General features: G+C 74.2%; 17 protein-coding genes and 1 pseudogene. 10 read left to right on the top strand and 8 right to left on the bottom strand.

Annotated elements, in window-relative coordinates; all coding sequences use genetic code 11:
* Positions 1–299: 299 nt before the first annotated feature.
* A complete protein-coding gene (locus EDJALFJO_RS31775; RefSeq protein ID WP_198950835.1) occupies positions 300–836 on the bottom strand; it encodes a GtrA family protein in 537 nt (178 codons plus the stop codon).
* Between the two features lie 222 nt (positions 837–1,058).
* On the opposite strand from EDJALFJO_RS31775, the gene EDJALFJO_RS31770 reads away from it, so the two are divergent.
* The 4 genes from EDJALFJO_RS31770 (at position 1,059) to EDJALFJO_RS31755 (ending at position 3,705) form a co-directional block, all read left to right on the top strand.
* Positions 1,059–2,183, top strand: a complete 1,125-nt coding sequence (locus EDJALFJO_RS31770; protein WP_088290657.1) for a 5-(carboxyamino)imidazole ribonucleotide synthase — start codon at positions 1,059–1,061, stop codon at positions 2,181–2,183.
* Positions 2,184–2,252: 69 nt separating this feature from the next.
* Positions 2,253–2,792 (top strand): 5-(carboxyamino)imidazole ribonucleotide mutase, encoded by a 540-nt coding sequence (gene purE / locus EDJALFJO_RS31765; protein WP_088290636.1) that lies wholly within the window; start codon positions 2,253–2,255, stop codon positions 2,790–2,792.
* Positions 2,793–2,825: 33 nt separating this feature from the next.
* Positions 2,826–3,230 carry a hypothetical protein gene (locus tag EDJALFJO_RS34715; RefSeq protein WP_088290635.1) on the top strand — a complete coding sequence of 135 codons (405 nt, stop codon included), beginning with the start codon at positions 2,826–2,828 and terminating at the stop codon, positions 3,228–3,230.
* Between the two features lie 103 nt (positions 3,231–3,333).
* Positions 3,334–3,705 (top strand): hypothetical protein, encoded by a 372-nt coding sequence (locus tag EDJALFJO_RS31755; protein WP_088290634.1) that lies wholly within the window; start codon positions 3,334–3,336, stop codon positions 3,703–3,705.
* A 63-nt stretch (positions 3,706–3,768) separates the two neighbouring features.
* On the opposite strand, the gene EDJALFJO_RS36640 is transcribed toward EDJALFJO_RS31755, so the two are convergent.
* Both EDJALFJO_RS36640 and EDJALFJO_RS31745 read right to left on the bottom strand, forming a co-directional pair.
* Positions 3,769–4,488, bottom strand: a complete 720-nt coding sequence (locus EDJALFJO_RS36640) for an LCP family protein (RefSeq protein ID WP_369812600.1) — start codon at positions 4,486–4,488, stop codon at positions 3,769–3,771.
* Between the two features lie 643 nt (positions 4,489–5,131).
* On the bottom strand, positions 5,132–5,575 hold the full coding sequence (locus EDJALFJO_RS31745; protein ID WP_088290632.1) for a CoA-binding protein: 444 nt from the start codon (positions 5,573–5,575) through the stop codon (positions 5,132–5,134).
* Between the two features lie 305 nt (positions 5,576–5,880).
* On the opposite strand from EDJALFJO_RS31745, the gene galE reads away from it, so the two are divergent.
* On the top strand, positions 5,881–6,870 hold the full coding sequence (gene galE / locus EDJALFJO_RS31740; protein ID WP_088290631.1) for a UDP-glucose 4-epimerase GalE: 990 nt from the start codon (positions 5,881–5,883) through the stop codon (positions 6,868–6,870).
* 127 nt (positions 6,871–6,997) lie between these two features.
* Here galE and EDJALFJO_RS31735 read toward each other — a convergent pair whose 3' ends face one another.
* Positions 6,998–8,347, bottom strand: a complete 1,350-nt coding sequence (locus EDJALFJO_RS31735; RefSeq protein ID WP_088290630.1) for a UDP-glucose/GDP-mannose dehydrogenase family protein — start codon at positions 8,345–8,347, stop codon at positions 6,998–7,000.
* A 172-nt stretch (positions 8,348–8,519) separates the two neighbouring features.
* Between EDJALFJO_RS31735 and EDJALFJO_RS31730 the strand changes: the two genes are divergently transcribed.
* Together EDJALFJO_RS31730 and EDJALFJO_RS31725 are read left to right on the top strand one after the other, a co-directional pair.
* On the top strand, positions 8,520–9,506 hold the full coding sequence (locus EDJALFJO_RS31730) for an LLM class F420-dependent oxidoreductase (protein WP_088290629.1): 987 nt from the start codon (positions 8,520–8,522) through the stop codon (positions 9,504–9,506).
* Positions 9,507–9,604: 98 nt separating this feature from the next.
* Positions 9,605–10,780 (top strand): acyl-CoA dehydrogenase family protein, encoded by a 1,176-nt coding sequence (locus EDJALFJO_RS31725; protein ID WP_088290628.1) that lies wholly within the window; start codon positions 9,605–9,607, stop codon positions 10,778–10,780.
* 29 nt (positions 10,781–10,809) lie between these two features.
* Here EDJALFJO_RS31725 and EDJALFJO_RS31720 read toward each other — a convergent pair whose 3' ends face one another.
* Genes EDJALFJO_RS31720 through EDJALFJO_RS31710 form a run of 3 tightly spaced genes read right to left on the bottom strand, consistent with a single transcriptional unit; the run spans position 10,810 to position 12,838 of the window.
* A complete protein-coding gene (locus EDJALFJO_RS31720; RefSeq protein ID WP_088290627.1) occupies positions 10,810–11,190 on the bottom strand; it encodes a cupin domain-containing protein in 381 nt (126 codons plus the stop codon).
* Between the two features lie 29 nt (positions 11,191–11,219).
* Positions 11,220–11,576, bottom strand: a complete 357-nt coding sequence (locus tag EDJALFJO_RS31715) for a TraR/DksA C4-type zinc finger protein (protein ID WP_088290626.1) — start codon at positions 11,574–11,576, stop codon at positions 11,220–11,222.
* The gene (locus tag EDJALFJO_RS31710) at positions 11,573–12,838 is read right to left on the bottom strand and encodes a CdaR family transcriptional regulator (protein ID WP_088290625.1); all 1,266 of its coding nucleotides are present in this window, start codon (positions 12,836–12,838) and stop codon (positions 11,573–11,575) included. Before EDJALFJO_RS31710 ends, EDJALFJO_RS31715 begins: the two co-directional genes overlap by 4 nt.
* Before the next feature lie 83 nt (positions 12,839–12,921).
* On the opposite strand from EDJALFJO_RS31710, the gene EDJALFJO_RS31705 reads away from it, so the two are divergent.
* Positions 12,922–13,995, top strand: coding sequence for a ferredoxin reductase (locus tag EDJALFJO_RS31705; RefSeq protein WP_198950833.1), 1,074 nt, complete (start codon positions 12,922–12,924; stop codon positions 13,993–13,995).
* A gap of 70 nt (positions 13,996–14,065) precedes the next feature.
* Positions 14,066–15,256 (top strand): acyl-CoA desaturase, encoded by a 1,191-nt coding sequence (locus EDJALFJO_RS31700; protein WP_088290624.1) that lies wholly within the window; start codon positions 14,066–14,068, stop codon positions 15,254–15,256.
* A gap of 31 nt (positions 15,257–15,287) precedes the next feature.
* On the opposite strand, the gene EDJALFJO_RS31695 is transcribed toward EDJALFJO_RS31700, so the two are convergent.
* On the bottom strand, positions 15,288–16,088 hold the full coding sequence (locus tag EDJALFJO_RS31695; RefSeq protein WP_088290623.1) for a PIG-L family deacetylase: 801 nt from the start codon (positions 16,086–16,088) through the stop codon (positions 15,288–15,290).
* A gap of 198 nt (positions 16,089–16,286) precedes the next feature.
* On the opposite strand from EDJALFJO_RS31695, the pseudogene EDJALFJO_RS31690 reads away from it, so the two are divergent.
* Positions 16,287–16,908, top strand: a pseudogene (locus EDJALFJO_RS31690) (hypothetical protein); the annotation flags it as partial.

The following is a 16,908-nucleotide window of genomic DNA, read 5'->3' as shown; positions in this document are numbered from 1 at the left end:
GGGTCCGTGCTCGGGTCCACCAGGTCGTGATCACGACATGACGGACCCGATCATCGACCCGAGCTCGCTTCCGCGCTCGATGCACCGTTGGCTGCAGGCCGGTGCACGTCAGGACGTGCAGGGGGCTGTACCGACGGCTGTGACGAGCGCTCCGGTGCGCCGGTGCCGACGGGAGTACCGCGTCCGTTCCAGGGGCCGTCCCGCGCCTGGCTCGCTGGTGATGGCAGAGCAAACACCCTGGCGAGGCAGGAGCGTCACCCGGGGAAGCGCACGCGCCGGGAGGGGGACCGGACAGGCGGTCAGGCGGCCTCGGCGGAGCCGACCGGTTCGCGGTCGCCGTCAGTGAGGTCGGTCGTGCCCTGGGGCCGGATCTCGGTGAAGACGAACGTGCGGTACGCCCAGAACCGGAAGAGCGTGCCGAGGGCGATCCCGACGACGTTGCCGGAGATGTTGTCCGCGAGCGGGCTCTTGAAGCCGAGCACGTAGTGCGAGATGCCGAGGCAGGCGAGCGAGATCGCCAGGCCGCCGACGTTCATGACGACGAAGAGCACGAGCTCGGCGGTCGGGGCGCTGCGCCGGCGGTGCCGGAACGTCCAGTACCGGTTGCCGAGCCAGGCGACGAGGGTCGCGGCCGTCACCGAGAGCACCTTCGACAGCAGCGGCTTGTGCGCGAGCGGGGCCTCCGCGAGCGGCCACACGCCGGTGCGGAGCAGGTTGTAGACGTAGACGTCCGTGACGTAGGCCAAGGCGCCCACCGCACCGAACTTGACGACCTCGCGGTAGACGACGTCGACCATCGAGCGCAGCCGGCCGACGGCTCCCGCGATCCCTCGCATGCCGGTGAGACTACCCGCCGTGGCTGTGGATAGTTTGCGGTCGTGCCGCATCCCGACCCGCAGACCGCCGCGACGCGCAGCTCGTCGACGCAGCGTGACGACGACCTCACACCCGAGGCGGCCGCCGTCGCCCCCGCCCCGACCGGCTTCGGTGCGCTCCCCGAGCGGCCGCCCGGCGGCTTCCCCGTCGTCGGTGTCGTCGGCGGCGGCCAGCTCGCGCGGATGACGGCCCCGCCCGCGGTGAACCTCGGTGTGCGCCTGCGGGTGCTCGCCGAGGCCGTCGACTCCTCGGCGGCCCAGGTCGTGCCGGACTCGCCCGTCGGCGACCACCGCGACGTCGACGCGGTCACGGCGTTCGCCGCCGGCTGCGACGTCCTCACCTTCGACCACGAGCACGTCCCCACCCGGCTCCTCGAGTCGCTCGAGGCGGCCGGGGTCGCCGTCCGGCCGGGGTCCGCGGCGCTCGTCCACGCCCAGGACAAGGCCGTCATGCGGCGCCGGCTCACCGCTCTCGGGGTGCCGTGCCCGCGGTGGGCGCTCGTGCACGACACCGCGGAGCTCGAGGCGTTCGCCGCGACGACCGGCTGGCCGGTGGTCCTCAAGACGCCTCGCGGCGGCTACGACGGCAAGGGCGTGCTCGTCGTCGGCTCGGCCGGCGAGGCCGCCGACTGGCTCGAGCGCTCCCACCACCCGGACGCCGAGCACGCCGACGCGCTGCTCGCCGAGGAGAAGGTCGACTTCGTCCGCGAGCTCGCCGTCCTCGTGGCCCGCAGCCCCTCCGGGCAGGCCGCGGCCTGGCCGGTCGTCGAGACCGTGCAGGTCGGCGGGATCTGCCACGAGGTGGTCGCGCCGGCGCCCGGTCTCGACCCGGACCTCGCCGCCGAGGCCACGAACGCCGCGCTCCGGATCGCCGGCGAGCTCGGCGTCGTCGGCGTGCTCGCCGTCGAGCTGTTCGAGGTGACCGGGGACGACGGCCGGCCGGGCTTCGTCGTCAACGAGCTCGCGATGCGTCCGCACAACAGCGGCCACTGGACGATCGACGGCGCCGTGACGAGCCAGTTCGAGCAGCACCTGCGTGCCGTCCTCGACCTGCCGCTCGGCGACCCCCGCCCGCGGGAGACCTGGTCGGTCATGGTCAACGTGCTCGGCGGGACGTACGAGGACCTCTACCGCTCCTACCTGCACGTCCTGGCCCACGACCCCGGCGTCAAGGTGCACATGTACGGCAAGGGGGTCCGGCCGGGCCGCAAGATCGGGCACGTCACCGTGAGCGGCCCGGACCTGGACGACGTCCGGGCCCGGGCGCGGCACGCGGCGGACTTCATCACCGGCGTCATCGACAGCTAGACCGACAGCCAGACCGACAGCCAGACCGACAGCCAGACCGACAGCCAGACCGACAGCTAGGAGCCGGCAATGAGCGACACGGTCGTGGGCCTCGTCATGGGGTCCGACTCGGACTGGCCCGTCATGGAGGAGGCCGCCAAGGTCCTCGACGAGTTCGGCGTCGGCTACGAGGCGGACGTCGTCTCGGCCCACCGGATGCCGCACGAGATGGTCGAGTACGGCACCCGGGCGCACGAGCGCGGGCTGCGCGTCATCATCGCCGGCGCCGGGGGAGCGGCCCACCTGCCCGGCATGCTCGCCTCGGTCACCCCGCTGCCCGTCATCGGCGTCCCGGTGCCGCTGCGCTACCTCGACGGGATGGACTCGCTCCTGTCGATCGTGCAGATGCCCGGGGGCGTCCCGGTCGCGACCGTCTCCGTCGCCGGGGCGAAGAACGCGGGCCTGCTCGCCGTCCGGATCCTCGGGGCCGGGGCGGACGACGAGGCGCGGCGGCTGCGCGACGCGATGCTCGCCTACCAGCAGGGCCTCAAGGACGAGGCGACCGCGAAGGGCGAGCGGCTGCGGTCCCGGCGCAGCCAGCCCACGACAGGGTTCGGGTTCACCCGCTGACGGCGGGCCCGGGCGCGGGGCACACTGGCGATCATGTGGTCGCACGCGTGGGACGCCGTGGTGTGGGCGTGGACGTACGCGTTCCCCGCGGCGCTCGTCGCGGTCCTGCTCGTGTGCGCGGTGATCGGTCTGCGGCAGCCTGTGCGACGCGCGCCGTGGGGCGGGGAGAAGTGGGGCCGGGCGACCTTCTTCTACGTCGGCCTCGTGGTCTTCATCGGCGGTGACGCGCTGAGCGGCGACGGCCGACCGGTCTACGAGCGGCTCTGGAAGGGCACCGTGGTGCTCCTGGTCATCGGGATGCTCGCCGTCGAGACGCTGCGCTGGCTGCACGCCGGCCGGCCCGACGACCCGCTCCCCGTGGAGGACGACGAGGACGAGGACGACGACGAGGACGACGACGAGGACGACGAGGGCCCGAGAGGCCGCCGGGCGGCCTGACTGCGGGGACACCGCAGAGTTCGTGCGGGTCCGCTCCCTGGCCGGGGCCGGCCCGGCCGGACGACGGTGGGAGGCGTCCGACACCGACGCACCTGGGGGACCCGTGTCCGTGCACCCCGTCGCACCGACGACGCACACCGTCGAGCTCGAGCAGCTCGCGCAGATCAACGCCGCCCTCCAGGTGGCGGCCGCCCGCAGGGTGAGCGCCGACGAGCTGTCGCTGGACGGCGCCCCGCTCGTCGGGCGCGGCGTCCGGGCCTCGCTCGCACCCCTGCTGCCGGGGCAGACCCGGCTGCCGGGCTACGCGGTGCTGAGCCGGGTCGCGGCGTCCGGGCCGCCGGAGTACCCGTACGTGCACGGGCACTTCACGGCGCTGCCGTGGCGGCAGGGCGACCTCGTCGTCGAGCTGCACACGACCGCGCTCGCGTGGCTGAGCCACCGGCTCGACCTGCACCACCTCTGGGGCGTGCGCTGAGGCGACGTCCGCCCGAAGGCGCGCGACCGGCGGGGCCGGCGACGGAGGGCCCCGCCGGTCACGTCAGCGCTTCTGCTCGGCGGCCAGCGGCGCGATCGCCTCGGTGTCGTCGGTCTCCAGCGCGGTGAACAGCTTCTTGGCCTTCGCGGTGTCCCACGAGACGGCCTCGCCGGCCGGGGTGCGCAGCGCCGGGTTGCCGATCGGCACGGTGAGCGAGAGCCCGTCGCCGCCCGAGACGGCCCGCATCGCGAGCACGAACCGGGCCAGGCCCACGGGGGTCGTGCCGTCGTCGACGACGAGCGCGCCGCCGCCGGCGGAGGCCGCCGGGACCGCGCGCCACGGCGCGAGGATGACACCGGGCGAGAGGGTCTTGCCGGCGATCGCGGCGAGCACCTGGCGCTGCCGCTCGACGCGGCCGAGGTCGCCGCGCGGGTCGCTGTAGCGGGCGCGGGCGTAGCCGAGGGCGGTCGCGCCGTCCATGTCCTGGCAGCCCTTGGGGATGTCCAGGCCGGCCTTCTTGTCCTTCATGGCCCGCGGCGAGCAGACGTTGACGCCGCCGATCGCGTCGACGAGCGTGGCGTACCCGCCGAGGCCGGTCTCGACGTACTCGTCGATCGTCACCCCGGTCGCCTGCTCGACGGTCCGGACGAGGAGCTGCGGGCCGCCGAACGCGAACGCCGCGTTGATCTTGTTCTTGCCGCGGCCGGGGATCGACACGTACGAGTCGCGCGGGATGCTGACGAGCACGGTCGGGCCGCCGCCCGAGGGCACGTGGAGCAGCATGATCGTGTCGGTCCGGCGGCCGCCGATCTTGCCCGTCGCGAGCTTCTTGCGCTGCGCGGCGGTCAGGCCCTCGCGGGAGTCGCTGCCGACGACGAGGTAGGTGCGGCCGGGGGTGTCCGCGGGGCGCTTGTCGGGCAGCGCCGCGACCTTCGTGAGGTGCGTCCAGGCGACGGAGGCGAGCACGACCGGGTAGACGAGCGCGAGCACGACGAGGACGGCGAGCACGAGCTTCCAGGAGACGCCCCGGCTGCGCGGGCGCGGCACCCGGGGTGGGCCGGCCGCGAGCGTGCCGCCCGGTCCGCCGGGACCGCCGCGGAAGCCGGAGNGCCGGGGCGAACCCCTGGCCGGGGGCGCCCGACGGACCGGCCTGCGGGAACGCCGGGCCCGACGTCGGGCCGGCGGCGCCGGGCGTGGGACCGCCGCGCAGCCCCTCCATGCCGTCCTTGCCGCGCCGGAAGATGCGCGGCCTGGACCGGTACACCGTGCCGGGCTTGGCCGGGTCCGGGCCGCGGCCGCCGCCGCTAGAGCTCATCGCAGGGGCCCGCCCGTCGCGAGGGCTGCCCGGGGTCGTCCGTCAGGGGCGTGCATGTCTGTGCTGACGCGCGGGTGCACCGATCGGTTCACGTCCCGTTCCACGTCCGGCTCAGGCGACGCCGTGCCGGGGCGCCTCGATGGCCGGGCAGGTGTCCATGACGACCTCGAGGCCGGCCGCGGCCGCCCGGGCCGCGGCGTCCTCGTCGATGACCCCGAGCTGCAGCCACACGGCCTTCGCCCCGGCCGCGATCGCCTCGTCGACGATGCCCCCGGCGATCTCGCTGCGGACGAAGACGTCGACGACGTCGATCTGCCCGGGGACGTCCGCGAGCGTGCGGTAGCCGGGGGCGCCGTGGACGGCGTCCGCCTTCGGGTGCACGGGAACGATCTCCATGCCGAGCTGGTCCTGCAGGTAGCGGCCGATCCGGTAGGCGACCCGCGTCGGGTTCTCGGACAGGCCCACGACCGCCCAACGGCTGCCCCGGGAGGCCAGCAGGCTGCGGACGACGTCCGAGTCGTTGACGTGGAGGCGGTGCCGGGCAGGGCTCGTCATGCCCCCAGTGTGCATCCCCACCCCCGCAGTCGCCGAACCTCGCAGGTCAGCGCGACGCCCTCGACGCGGTCGCGCTCTGTGCTCGCCCGCCTGCATGTGCACCGGCATGTGCGACCGTGCGCCGTACCTCCGTCGACGGAGCGTGACGACGGTTCGCGCTGTACTGGGGCGTGGATCACATGTCGCGGCCGCCGCGCCGCGCGCGTCGCCCGGACGTCGTCCGGCCGACCGGCCCGCCCCTGCGGACAGGTCCTCGACGGCGCGCGCCGGCCCGCCGCACAGGCCCGCGAGGCTAGGCTCGGACCATGAGATGGTGCGTCACCGGCGGTGCCGGGTACATCGGTTCCCACGTCGTCCGCGCGCTGCGCGACGCAGGCCGGGAGGTCGTCGTCCTCGACGACCTGTCGAGCGGCCACCGTGGCTTCGTCCACGACGACGTGTCGTTCGTCGAGGGGTCGGTCGTGGACCCCGCCGCGGTCGACGCGGCCCTCGGTGCGGGCAGCGGGGACCCCGTCACGGGCGTGGTCCACCTCGCGGGCTTCAAGTACGCCGGCGTCTCGGTCGAGCGACCGTTGCACACGTACACACAGAACGTCACGGGCATGCAGGTGCTCCTGGACCGGATGCTCGCCGCGGGCGTCGGCCGCCTCGTGTTCTCCTCGAGCGCCGCGACCTTCGGCACCCCGGACGTCGACCTCGTCACCGAGGACACCCCGACCCGGCCCGAGTCGCCCTACGGCGAGAGCAAGCTCATCGGCGAGTGGCTCGTGCGGGACGTCGCCCGGGTGACCGGGCTGACGCACACCTCCCTGCGCTACTTCAACGTCGTCGGCTCCGGGTACCCGGACCTCTACGACACGAGCCCGCACAACCTCTTCCCGCTCGTGCTCAAGGCCCTCACCGAGGGCCGCACACCGCGGGTCAACGGCACCGACTACCCGACGCCCGACGGCTCCTGCGTGCGCGACTACGTGCACGTCCAGGACCTCGCGCTCGCGCACGTCGCCGCGGCCACCGCGCTCGAGGAGGGCCGCGCGCTGCAGCCCGTCTACAACCTCGGCAGCGGCGAGGGTCTGTCGGTCCTGCAGATCATGGACGCCGTCCGGCGGGTCACGGGGGTCGGGTTCACGCCCGAGATCCACGACCGGCGCCCGGGCGACCCGGCGCGGATCGTCGCGAGCGGCGAGGCCGCGGCCCGCGACCTCGGCTGGGCGAACCGGCACGACGTCGACGCCATGGTCGCCAGCGCCTGGGAGGCCTGGCAGCGCGCGCAGGCCGAGCCGGCGGACGTCTGAGCCGCACCCGTAGGACGAACGGAACGGCCGGTCACCCGCGCAGGGTGACCGGCCGTTCCGTTCGTCGTGGTCGTGCCTGGGGGCCGTCGGGGTCAGACCCCGACGAGAGCCTGCGCGCCGGCGAGAGTCAGTCGCCGGCGCGGGGTCGACCCAATGCGCGGTACGTCCAGCCTGCGCCGCGCCACACGGCCGGGTCGAGGGCGTTGCGGCCGTCGAGCACGTGCTTGCCGCGGACGATCTCGCCGAGCTTGGCGGGGTCGAGCTCGCGGTACTCGCGCCACTCGGTGAGGAGCAGGACGACGTCCGCCTTCGTGCACGCCTCCTCGGCCGTCGTCGCGAACTGCAGCTCCGGCCAGACCCGGCGGGCGTTCTCGATGGCGGCGGGGTCGGTGACGACGACGTCGGCGCCCTGGAGCTTGATCTGCGCGGCGACGTTGAGCGCCGGCGAGTCGCGGATGTCGTCGCTGTCCGGCTTGAAGGCGGCACCGAGGACGGCGACCTTGCGGCCGAGGAACGAGCCGCCGACGACCTCGCGGGCGAGCTCGACCATGCGCACCCGGCGGCGCATGTTGATCGCGTCGACCTCACGGAGGAACGTCAGCGCCTGGTCGGCGCCGAGCTCGCCGGCGCGGGCCATGAACGCGCGGATGTCCTTGGGCAGGCAGCCGCCGCCGAAGCCGAGGCCGGCGCCGAGGAACTTCGGGCCGATCCGGTCGTCGTGGCCGATCGCCGTCGCGAGCTGGGTGACGTCGGCGCCGGCCGCCTCGCAGACCTCGGCCATCGCGTTGATGAAGGAGATCTTCGTCGCGAGGAAGGCGTTCGCCGCCGTCTTCACGAGCTCGGACGTCGGGTAGTCCGCCGTGACGAGCGGGACGCCGTGCGACAGCGGGTCGGCGTAGACGCCGTCGAGCAGCGCCTTGGCGGCCGCGGCCGTCGCCGGGTCCGAGGGCAGGCCGTAGACGAGACGGTCCGGCCGCTGGGTGTCGACGACCGCGTGGCCCTCGCGGAGGAACTCCGGGTTCCACGCGAGCATCGCGCCGGTCGGCTCGACGAGGTCGGCGAGCCGGGCCGCGGTGCCGACCGGCACCGTCGACTTGCCGACGACGAGGTCGCCCGGGCGCAGGTGCGGCAGCAGGTTGCGGACGGCGGCGTCGACGTACGACGTGTCGGCCGCGAACTCGCCCTTGCGCTGCGGCGTCCCGACGCAGACGAAGTGCACCATCGGCTCGTCGGCCTCGGGCGAGCCGGCCTGCCGGGAGAGCACGGTGACGTCGGTCGTGAAGGTCAGCCGGCCGGAGCCCATGGCGCGCTCGAGGAGCTCGGGCAGCCCCGGCTCGAAGAAGGGCGCCTTCGCGGCCTGCAGGTCCTTGACCTTGGCCTCGTCCACGTCCACACCGACGACCTCGTGACCGAAGTCCGCCATGCATGCGGCGTGCACGGCCCCCAGATATCCACAACCCATGACGGAGATTCGCACCGGGCGAGACTAGCCCGGCGCGCAGAGGCGGAGCGCCCGAATCAACGAACAGTGATGTGGGCCGCACGGTCAGCGACCCTGTTCGTCGACGCCCGGTCGTCCGGCGTTCACGTCCCGCGCGTCGCCGGCTCCCGGGAGGTGCGACCCGGCCCGCCGTGCGTACCGTGGCGCCATGAGATTCGGCCTCTTCGTCCCGCAGGGCTGGCGCCTCGACCTCGTCGGCATCCCCCCGGAGGAGCAGTGGGCCGCGATGCGTGGCGTCGCCGCGCTCGCCGAGGCGGGCCCGTGGGAGTCGGTCTGGGTCTACGACCACTTCCACACCGTCCCGGTGCCCACCCAGGAGGCGACGCACGAGGCGTGGACGCTCATGTCCGCGCTCGCCGTCGCGACGTCCCGGGTCCGGCTCGGGCAGATGTGCACGTGCATGGGGTACCGGCACCCGATGTACCTCGCGAAGGTCGCGGCGACCGTCGACGTCATCTCCGGCGGCCGCGCCGAGATGGGCATCGGCGCCGGCTGGTACGAGCACGAGTGGACGGCGTACGGCTACGGCTTCCCGTCGGCCGGCGACCGGATCGCGATGCTCGCCGAGGGCGTCGAGATCATGCGCCGCGCGTGGGCCGAGGGCGAGGCGACGTTCGCCGGCGAGCACTACCAGGTCGAGGGTGCGATCTGCCGGCCGCAGCCGCTCCAGGCGGGCGGCGTCCCGCTGTGGATCGCCGGCGGCGGCGAGCGCAAGACGCTGCGGATCGCGGCCCAGTACGCGGCCTACACGAACTTCGACGGCACCCTCGAGGGCTTCCGGCACAAGTCCGAGGTGCTCGCCGGGCACTGCGCGGAGGTCGGCCGGGACTACGACGAGATCGTCCGGTCCGCCAACTACAACGTCGTCATCGGGCGGGACGAGGCCGAGGTCGAGGAGCGGCTCTCGGCGCTGCGGGCCCGGTACGAGCCGTACCTCGCACCCGAGCAGCTCGCCGCGGCCGAGCAGCAGTTCCGCACCGGCCCGCTCGTCGGCACCCCGGAGCAGCTCGTCGAGCGGCTCACCGAGCTGCAGGCGGCGGGCATGACGTACGCGATCACCTACTTCACCGAGGCGGCGTACGACACGAGCGGCATCGACCTGTTCACGAGCGAGGTCGTCCCGCACCTGCTCTGAGGTCGGTCGGCCGATTGGTTGGGCGTCCGAAGGTCGGACGTGAAATTCGCGACACGTCGCGGCTGCTGCGCGGGGCTACCCGTGCGTAACCTCGTGCCATGACCACTGCCGACGCCGCCCGCGCCGCGTTCCCGCACTTCGCCCTGCCCGAGGACCACGAGGCGCTCCGCGAGGCGGTGCGCGCCGTGTGCGACGACAAGGTCGCGCCGTTCGCGGCCGAGGTCGACGAGACCGGTGAGTTCCCGAAGCACGCGCTCGACGCGCTCGTCGCCGGTGACTTCCACGCGCCGCACATCCCCGAGGAGTACGACGGGGTCGGCGCGGACGCGCTCGCGACGTGCATCGTCATCGAGGAGGTCGCGCGGGCCTGCGCGTCGTCCTCGCTCATCCCGGCGGTCAACAAGCTCGGCACCATGCCGCTGATCCTCGCGGCGTCGGACGACGTCAAGCGCCGCTACCTGCCGCCGGTCGCCCGCGGCGAGGCGATGTTCTCCTACGGCCTGTCCGAGCGGGAGGCCGGCAGCGACACGGCGTCGATGAAGTGCCGGGCGACCCGGGACGGCGACGACTGGGTGCTCTCGGGGCAGAAGTCGTGGATCACGAACGCCGGTGTCAGCGAGTACTACACGGTGCTCGCGGTGACCGACCCGGACGGCCCGCGCGGTCGCAACATCACCGCGTTCGTCGTCGAGCGGTCGGACCCCGGATTCACGTTCGGGACCCCGGAGAAGAAGCTCGGCATCAAGGGCAGCCCGACCCGCGAGCTCCTCTTCGACCGTTGCCGGATCCCCGGCGACCGGGTCGTCGGCGACGTCGGGGCCGGTCTGCAGATCGCGTTGCGCACCCTCGACCACACCCGGGTGACGATCGGCGCCCAGGCCGTCGGGATCGCCCAGGCCGCGCTCGACCACGGATGCGCCTACGTCAAGGAGCGCAAGCAGTTCGGCAAGGCCGTCGCGGACTTCCAGGGCATCCAGTTCATGCTCGCGGACATGGCGATGACCCTCGAGGCCGCCCGCCAGCTCGTCTACGTCGCCGCGAGCAAGAGCGAGCGCAACGACCCCGACCTGCCGTTCTTCGGTGCCGCCGCCAAGTGCTACGCCTCGGACGTCGCGATGCAGGTGACGACGGACGCCGTCCAGCTCCTCGGCGGGGCGGGGTACACGAAGGACTACCCGCTCGAGCGGTTCATGCGGGACGCGAAGATCACCCAGATCTACGAGGGCACGAACCAGATCCAGCGGATGGTCATGGCGCGCCAGCTGCTCAAGTGACCCAGCTGCTCGAGTGACGTCGGGCCGGGTCAGAACCGGTACTCGAAGTCCTCGAACGAGTCGGTCGGGAAGACGTAGAAGAAGCGCAGGAGCCCGCTGCCGTCGTTGACGATGCCGTGCTCGGCGTTCCCGGGGACGTACACCGACGAGCCGGGCCGCAGCGTGTGCGCGACGCCGTCGAGGGTGACCGTCGCGGTGCCCTCGGCGACGAGGTAGACCTCGGGCGGGGTGTGCCGGTGCCGGCCGAGCCATTCGCCGGGCTGCAGGACCGCCACCCCGGTCGTCAGGCCGACGGTCGCCGTGACGTCACCGCTGAAGGACGTGCGGAACCCCAGTCGGCCGCGGACCGGGTCGTCCCAGCGTTCGAGCGGGACGTCGTCCTCGTGCCGGACGAGCGGTCGGACGTCCATGGCGGCTCCTTCGGTCGGGCGGCGTCGGCTCAGCGTCGCGCAGCGGCGCACGCGATGCACGTGGTCGCCTCCGGCCGGGCCTCGAGCCGGGCCGGCGCGATCGGCCCGCCGCAGCGCTCGCAGACCCCGTAGCGCCCGACGTCGAGGCGGGCGAGGGCCTCCTCGATCGCCGCGCGGCTGCTGCGGGCCCGGTCGAGCAGCGCCGTGACCTGCTCCCGCTCGAACGCGATCGTCGCGCCCTCCGGGTCGTGCTCGTCGTCCGCGTTGGAGTCCTTCGAGGCCTCGACGAACCGGGCGTGCTGCTGCTCCAGCGCGTCGACCTGGACGGCGTTCTCCGCCAGTGCGGCCGTGAGGCGCTCGCGGGTCGTGCCGGCGCCGTCCGTCACGGCCGGCCTGCCACGACCGGCACCTGCAGCCCGACGGCGACCGTCAGCGCGAGCACCCCCTCGGGGTCGGTGAGGGTGTCCCCGAAGAGCCGGCGCAGCTGGGTCATGCGGTAGCGGACCGTCTGCGGGTGGACGACGAGCTGGGCGGCGACGTCGTCCCGCCGGCCCTGGTGGAGCAGCCACGACCGGAGCGTCTCCACGAGCCGCTGCCGGGCGTCCGGCCGCAGGTCGTCGAGCGGGGCCAGGGTGCGCTCGCGCAGGTCGCGCAGCGCGTCGGCGTCGGCGCCGAGGACGAGCTCGGTGAGGTGGCTCTCGGTGTCGAGCAGCTCGCGGCGGCGGCCGAGCAGGGCGAGCAGCCGGACGGCGCGGGTCAGCGAGGCGGCCGCCGTCACCCACGGCCGGGCCGGCCCGACGACGACCGGCCGGTCGCGCAGGGCGTCGAGGGCGACCCGGCGCCCGGCCCGGCCCGGCGCGCCGGCGGGGACGAGCAGGACGTCGAGCGCGGCCTCCGGGGCGTCGCCGGCGCCGTCGTCGTCCGGGTCGTCGGCGCTGTGCCCGAGGAGGTCTCCCACGACGTCCGCGGGCAGGTGCAGCGTGCCGGGCGGGAGCTGGGCGAGGGCGAACCGGGCCTCGGCGGGGGAGAGGACGACGGCGACGAGGGTCTGCGGCGGGTCCCACTCCGCGCGCTGGGCGAGCGGCAGCAGCTGGTGCTCGGGCTCGCCGTCGAGGATCGCCTTCGCGAGCCGCTCCCGGTACTGCTCCCGGACCCGGCCGGTGACGGCGAGCTCGTCGCTGTGGCCGGTGACGCTCGCGGCGGAGAGGGCGTCGATGTAGGCGAAGACGAGCTCGGCGAACCGGGCCAGGGTCGCCGGCGGCATCCCGAGCTCGACGCAGTGCGCGCTCCACTCCCGCCAGGCCACCCGGGCGCCGACCCGGTAGGCCGCGAGCAGGGCGGCCATGGTCCGCCCCGACCGGGCCTCGCCGCGGCCGAGGGCGTAGGCGGCGTCGATGACGGGACGCAGCGGCATCCCGGCGTCGGGGCTCTGCGGCTGCTCGGCCATCGTGAGGAAGCCGCCGAGCGCGAGGCGCACCGAGCTCTCGAGGGTCTCCCGCAGACCCGTGCTGAGGGCCCCTTCGCCGAGCCGGTCGCTGTACTCCGGGACCCCGGCGCGGACGGCGTCCACGGTGCGGCCGGCGACGTCCTGCAGGCGCTCCCGCATGGACTCACCGATCGCCGGGTCGAGCGCGAGCCCGCCGTCCATCTGTTCCCTCCGAACAATCCGTTTCTGTAACTCCACGTCCGCAGAGTGAGAGTTTACCCTTGACGATCACCCAGACTGAAGCGGTGGAGAGCACCAGCACGCGGACACGCAGCCTGTCCCGCACCCTCGGAAGGGTCGCGGAGGCACTCTGCACGCCGCTCGTCCCGGCCGACTACCTCGACATCGTCGCCCCGATGCGCCCCGGCGCCCGCCGGGCCAAGGTCGTCGCCGTCCGGCCCGAGACCGCCCGCGCGACGACCCTCGTGCTGCGGCCGGCCTTCCGCTGGCCCGGCCACCGGCCCGGCCAGTACCTGCGCCTCGGCGTCGACGTCGACGGTGTCCGGCTGTGGCGCTCCTACTCGCTGACCGGCCCGCAGCGGGCCGACGGCACCCTCACCGTCACCGTCGGTGCGCTCGACGGCGGTGCGGTGAGCAGCCACCTGCAGTCCGTGCGGGCCGGTGCGCTCGTCGAGGTCGAGGGCCCGGACGGCGTCTTCACCCTGCCGGACGTCGCCCCGGCCAAGACCCTCTTCGTCACGGCCGGGACCGGCCTCACCCCCGTCATGGGCATGCTCCGGACCCGGCTCGCCGACCTGCCCGACGTCGTCCTCGTGCACTCGGCGCGGACCGCCGACGACGTCATGTTCGCCGAGGAGCTGCGGGACTGGGCCGCGCAGGGCCGGCTGCGGCTCGTCGAGCGGCACACCGCGACGGACGGCCGGCTCACCGCCGCCGCCCTCGCGGACCTCGTGCCGGACCTCGCCGAGCGCGAGACCTGGGCGTGCGGCCCGAACGGCCTCCTCGACGAGATCGCGGCCGCGGCGCAGGTGCAGGGCTGGACGCAGCAGCTGCACACCGAGCGCTTCCGGCCCGTCCTCGTCGAGCCCGGCACGGGCGGCACCGTGACGTACGGCCGGGCCGGCGTCACGCTCGAGGCGGACGGCGCGACCACCCTCCTCGCCGCCGGCGAGGCCGGCGGGGTGCTCCTGCCCTCGGGCTGCCGGATGGGCATCTGCTTCCAGTGCGTCGTCCCGCTCACCGAGGGCTCGGTCCGCGACGTCCGCAACGGCGTCGTGACGACCGCGACCGCCGAGGACCCCGCCCTCGTCCAGACCTGCATCAGCGCGGCCGCCGGGCCGTGCGCGCTCGACGTCTGAGCGCCGTCCGGCCCACCTGTCCCGCCCGACCGTCCTGCACGACCACTGACTGCCCCGGAGGAACCCTCCCGTGACCGCTATCCAGCACAAGCCCGTCAGCCCCGTCGCGCACCTCACGCCCGAGGACGTCGAGGAGCTCGGCCGTCTGCTCGACGAGATCCGCGAGGAGGTCGTGAGCAGCCGCGGCGCCAGCGACGCCGAGTACATCCGCAAGGTCATCAAGACCCAGCGCCGCCTCGAGCTCGGCAGCCGCGCCGTCCTGCTCGCCTCGCTGTTCCCGCCGGCGTGGGTGGTCGGCACGATCGGTCTGAGCATCGCGAAGATCCTCGAGAACATGGAGATCGGGCACAACGTCATGCACGGCCAGTGGGACTGGATGCGTGACCCGAAGATCCACTCGACGACGTGGGAGTGGGACAACGTCACGCCGTCCGAGCACTGGAAGCACTCGCACAACGAGCTGCACCACACGTGGACGAACGTGCTCGGCAAGGACAACGACCTCGGCTACGGGATCATGCGCGTCGACGAGGACCAGCCGTGGTCGCCGGCGCTGCTCGGCCAGCCGTTCTACAACTTCCTCAACATGCTCGTCTTCGAGTACGGCATCGCCGCGTACGACCTCGAGCTCTTCGCGCTCGGCAAGGCCTCGGCGGAGAAGAAGGCCGCGACCTGGGCCAAGGGCAAGCAGGTGCTGAGGAAGGTGCGCAAGCAGGTGCTGCGCGACTACGTCCTGCACCCGGCCCTGTCCGGCCCGTCGTTCGTGCCGACGCTCGCCGCGAACGCCGTCGCGAACCTCGTCCGCAACGTCTGGACGCACTCGGTCATCATGTGCGGCCACTTCCCGTCCGGCGTCGAGACGTTCACCCGCAAGAGCATCGAGGGCGAGACCCGCGGCGAGTGGTACCTGCGCCAGATGCTCGGCTCGGCGAACATCACCGGTGGCAAGTTCATGCACGTCATGACCGGCAACCTCAGCTACCAGATCGAGCACCACCTCTACCCGGACCTGCCGAGCAACCGGTACTCCGAGGTCGCTCCGCGGGTGCAGGAGCTCTTCGAGCGCTACGGCCTGACGTACGTCAGCGGCCCGCTGCCCAAGCAGGTCGCCTCCGCGTGGTGGAAGGTCATCCGGCTGTCGATGCCGACGAAGGCCGACCTCGACAAGCGCGCGGCGCGCAAGGCCCGCCGGGCGACCGGGCGTCGTCCCGCGGTGCCCGCGCAGCATCAGCAGGAGACGGTGCTCGAGCCGGTCGCCTGACCGGTCGCCCGACCGTTCCTCCCGCCGTCGGTCAGCGGACCGCGGCGAAGACGTCGTCGACCCGGCCGGGCCTCCCGGCCGGGTCGACGTACCACTCGTAGCGCAGCACGCGGTCGAACAGCCAGCCGGGCAGGCCGAGCAGGAGCCGCAGCGTGCGGGTGCCGCCGTCCGCGACGGCCTGGCTCGCATGCGCCTGCAGCGCAGCGCGTTTGGCCGCGGTGTACGCCGAGACGTCGACCCGGTGGGTGATCTCGTCGCGGCCGCAGTAGGCGTCCCCGAGGCGGGCGAGCGTCGAGGCGTCGAGCAGCCGGGCGGCCCGGGCGAGCCGCGCGCCGCGCACGAGCAGGTCGCGCGGCACCGTCGCCTGGAGCACGCTCGGCGTGCCGGCGAGCCGGGCGGCGACGGCCCCGACGGCGTGCACCTGCTTGTGGTCGGGGTGGCCGTAGCCGCCCGACGGGTCGTAGGTCGTCAGGACGTGCGCCCCCTCCTCGCGGAGCACCTCGACGAGCGGCTCCGCGGCCTGCGCGGGGTCGAGCGCGGAGAACGCCCGCGGGTCGCCGGTCGCGCTGCCCCCGAAGCCGGAGTCCGGCAGCCCGAGGTGGACGACGCGCGCCACCCCGAGGGCCGCGGCCGCCGCGGCGAGCTCGGCCCGGCGGCGGGTCCCGAGCGCACCGGCGGCCGCGAGGTCGGGTGACGTCAGCCCGGCCTCGCCGTCGGTCGCCGTGACGAGGACGACGCGGTGGCCCTCGGCGGCGGCGCGGGCGAGGGTGCCGGCGGTGAGGAGGGCCTCGTCGTCCGGGTGGGCGTGGAACGACACGAGGACGAAGCTCATGCCCCGAGCCTGACAGCAGCCGGGTGCCCCCGGCGAGCCCGCCGCCGAGTTCGGGAGGACAGGACGACCCCGGGTCAGACCATGGTCGTACCTGCCCGCGGCGGCCCTGCACCCTGGGGCGGACACCCGCTGCGAGGATGTGCCGATCTTCACCGGAGGCCCTGTCCCGCAAGGGCTCCGGGCCGCCACGGTGGCTCCATGGACGCCTCCTCGCCGCTGCTCCTGCCACCGGTCCCGACACCGGTCCGGCCGCCCGCCGTGCCGCCGCGGTCCCCGCTGCCCCGGACCGGCCGCCGGCTGCTCGCCGGCCTCGGCCTCGCCGGGCTCACCGCCGTGCTCGTCGCCGCGGTGCCGGCCGTCGCGGGCACGTCGTGGCCCGCGGTCGCGCGCCTCGCAGCGGGCACGGACCTCACCTGGCTGCCGTGGCTGGCGGCCGTCTGGCTCGCGGGGCTCGGCGCCTACACCGTCGTCCAGACCGCCGCGCTGCCGGGGCTGTCCGCCGGGCGCGCGATGGCGCTGACCCTCGGTGGCAGCGCGGTCGGCAACCTCGTGCCGCTCGGCGGCGCCGCGTCGATGGGCGTGTGCGCGGCGATGGCCCGGCGCTGGGGGTTCGGCTCCTCCCGGTTCGGTGCGTACCTCACCGTGACGACCCTGTGGTCGAGCGTGAGCCGGGTCGTCCTCGGGGCGGCGGCGCTCGCCTGGTGGGCGCTCGCCCGGCCCGGCGGGCCGCCGCTCGCGGACCCGGTCGCCGTGCTGCTGCCCGCCGTCGTGGTGCTCGCCGCGGTCGGCGCCGTCGTCGCGAGCGGGCGGGCCTGCCGGG

It is taken from the genome of Kineosporia sp. A_224 (assembly GCF_002198655.1).
Taxonomy (GTDB): Bacteria; Actinomycetota; Actinomycetes; order Actinomycetales; family Kineosporiaceae; genus R-H-3.
The sequence above is the reverse complement of the archived record's forward strand: the minus strand, read 5'-3'. Positions and strand labels throughout refer to the sequence as shown.

Excerpts from the sequence above, each read along its gene's own strand:
- EDJALFJO_RS31775 (WP_198950835.1), bottom strand. The coding sequence starts at position 836 with ATGCGAGGGATCGCGGGAGCCGTCGGCCGGCTGCGCTCGATGGTCGAC.
- EDJALFJO_RS31770 (WP_088290657.1), top strand. The coding sequence starts at position 1,059 with ATGACGGCCCCGCCCGCGGTGAACCTCGGTGTGCGCCTGCGGGTGCTC.
- purE (WP_088290636.1), top strand. The coding sequence starts at position 2,253 with ATGAGCGACACGGTCGTGGGCCTCGTCATGGGGTCCGACTCGGACTGG.
- EDJALFJO_RS34715 (WP_088290635.1), top strand. The coding sequence starts at position 2,826 with ATGTGGTCGCACGCGTGGGACGCCGTGGTGTGGGCGTGGACGTACGCG.
- EDJALFJO_RS36640 (WP_369812600.1), bottom strand. The coding sequence starts at position 4,488 with ATGCTGCTCCACGTGCCCTCGGGCGGCGGCCCGACCGTGCTCGTCAGC.
- EDJALFJO_RS31745 (WP_088290632.1), bottom strand. The coding sequence starts at position 5,575 with ATGACGAGCCCTGCCCGGCACCGCCTCCACGTCAACGACTCGGACGTC.
- galE (WP_088290631.1), top strand. The coding sequence starts at position 5,881 with ATGAGATGGTGCGTCACCGGCGGTGCCGGGTACATCGGTTCCCACGTC.
- EDJALFJO_RS31730 (WP_088290629.1), top strand. The coding sequence starts at position 8,520 with ATGAGATTCGGCCTCTTCGTCCCGCAGGGCTGGCGCCTCGACCTCGTC.
- EDJALFJO_RS31725 (WP_088290628.1), top strand. The coding sequence starts at position 9,605 with ATGACCACTGCCGACGCCGCCCGCGCCGCGTTCCCGCACTTCGCCCTG.
- EDJALFJO_RS31720 (WP_088290627.1), bottom strand. The coding sequence starts at position 11,190 with ATGGACGTCCGACCGCTCGTCCGGCACGAGGACGACGTCCCGCTCGAA.
- EDJALFJO_RS31710 (WP_088290625.1), bottom strand. The coding sequence starts at position 12,838 with ATGGACGGCGGGCTCGCGCTCGACCCGGCGATCGGTGAGTCCATGCGG.
- EDJALFJO_RS31695 (WP_088290623.1), bottom strand. The coding sequence starts at position 16,088 with ATGAGCTTCGTCCTCGTGTCGTTCCACGCCCACCCGGACGACGAGGCC.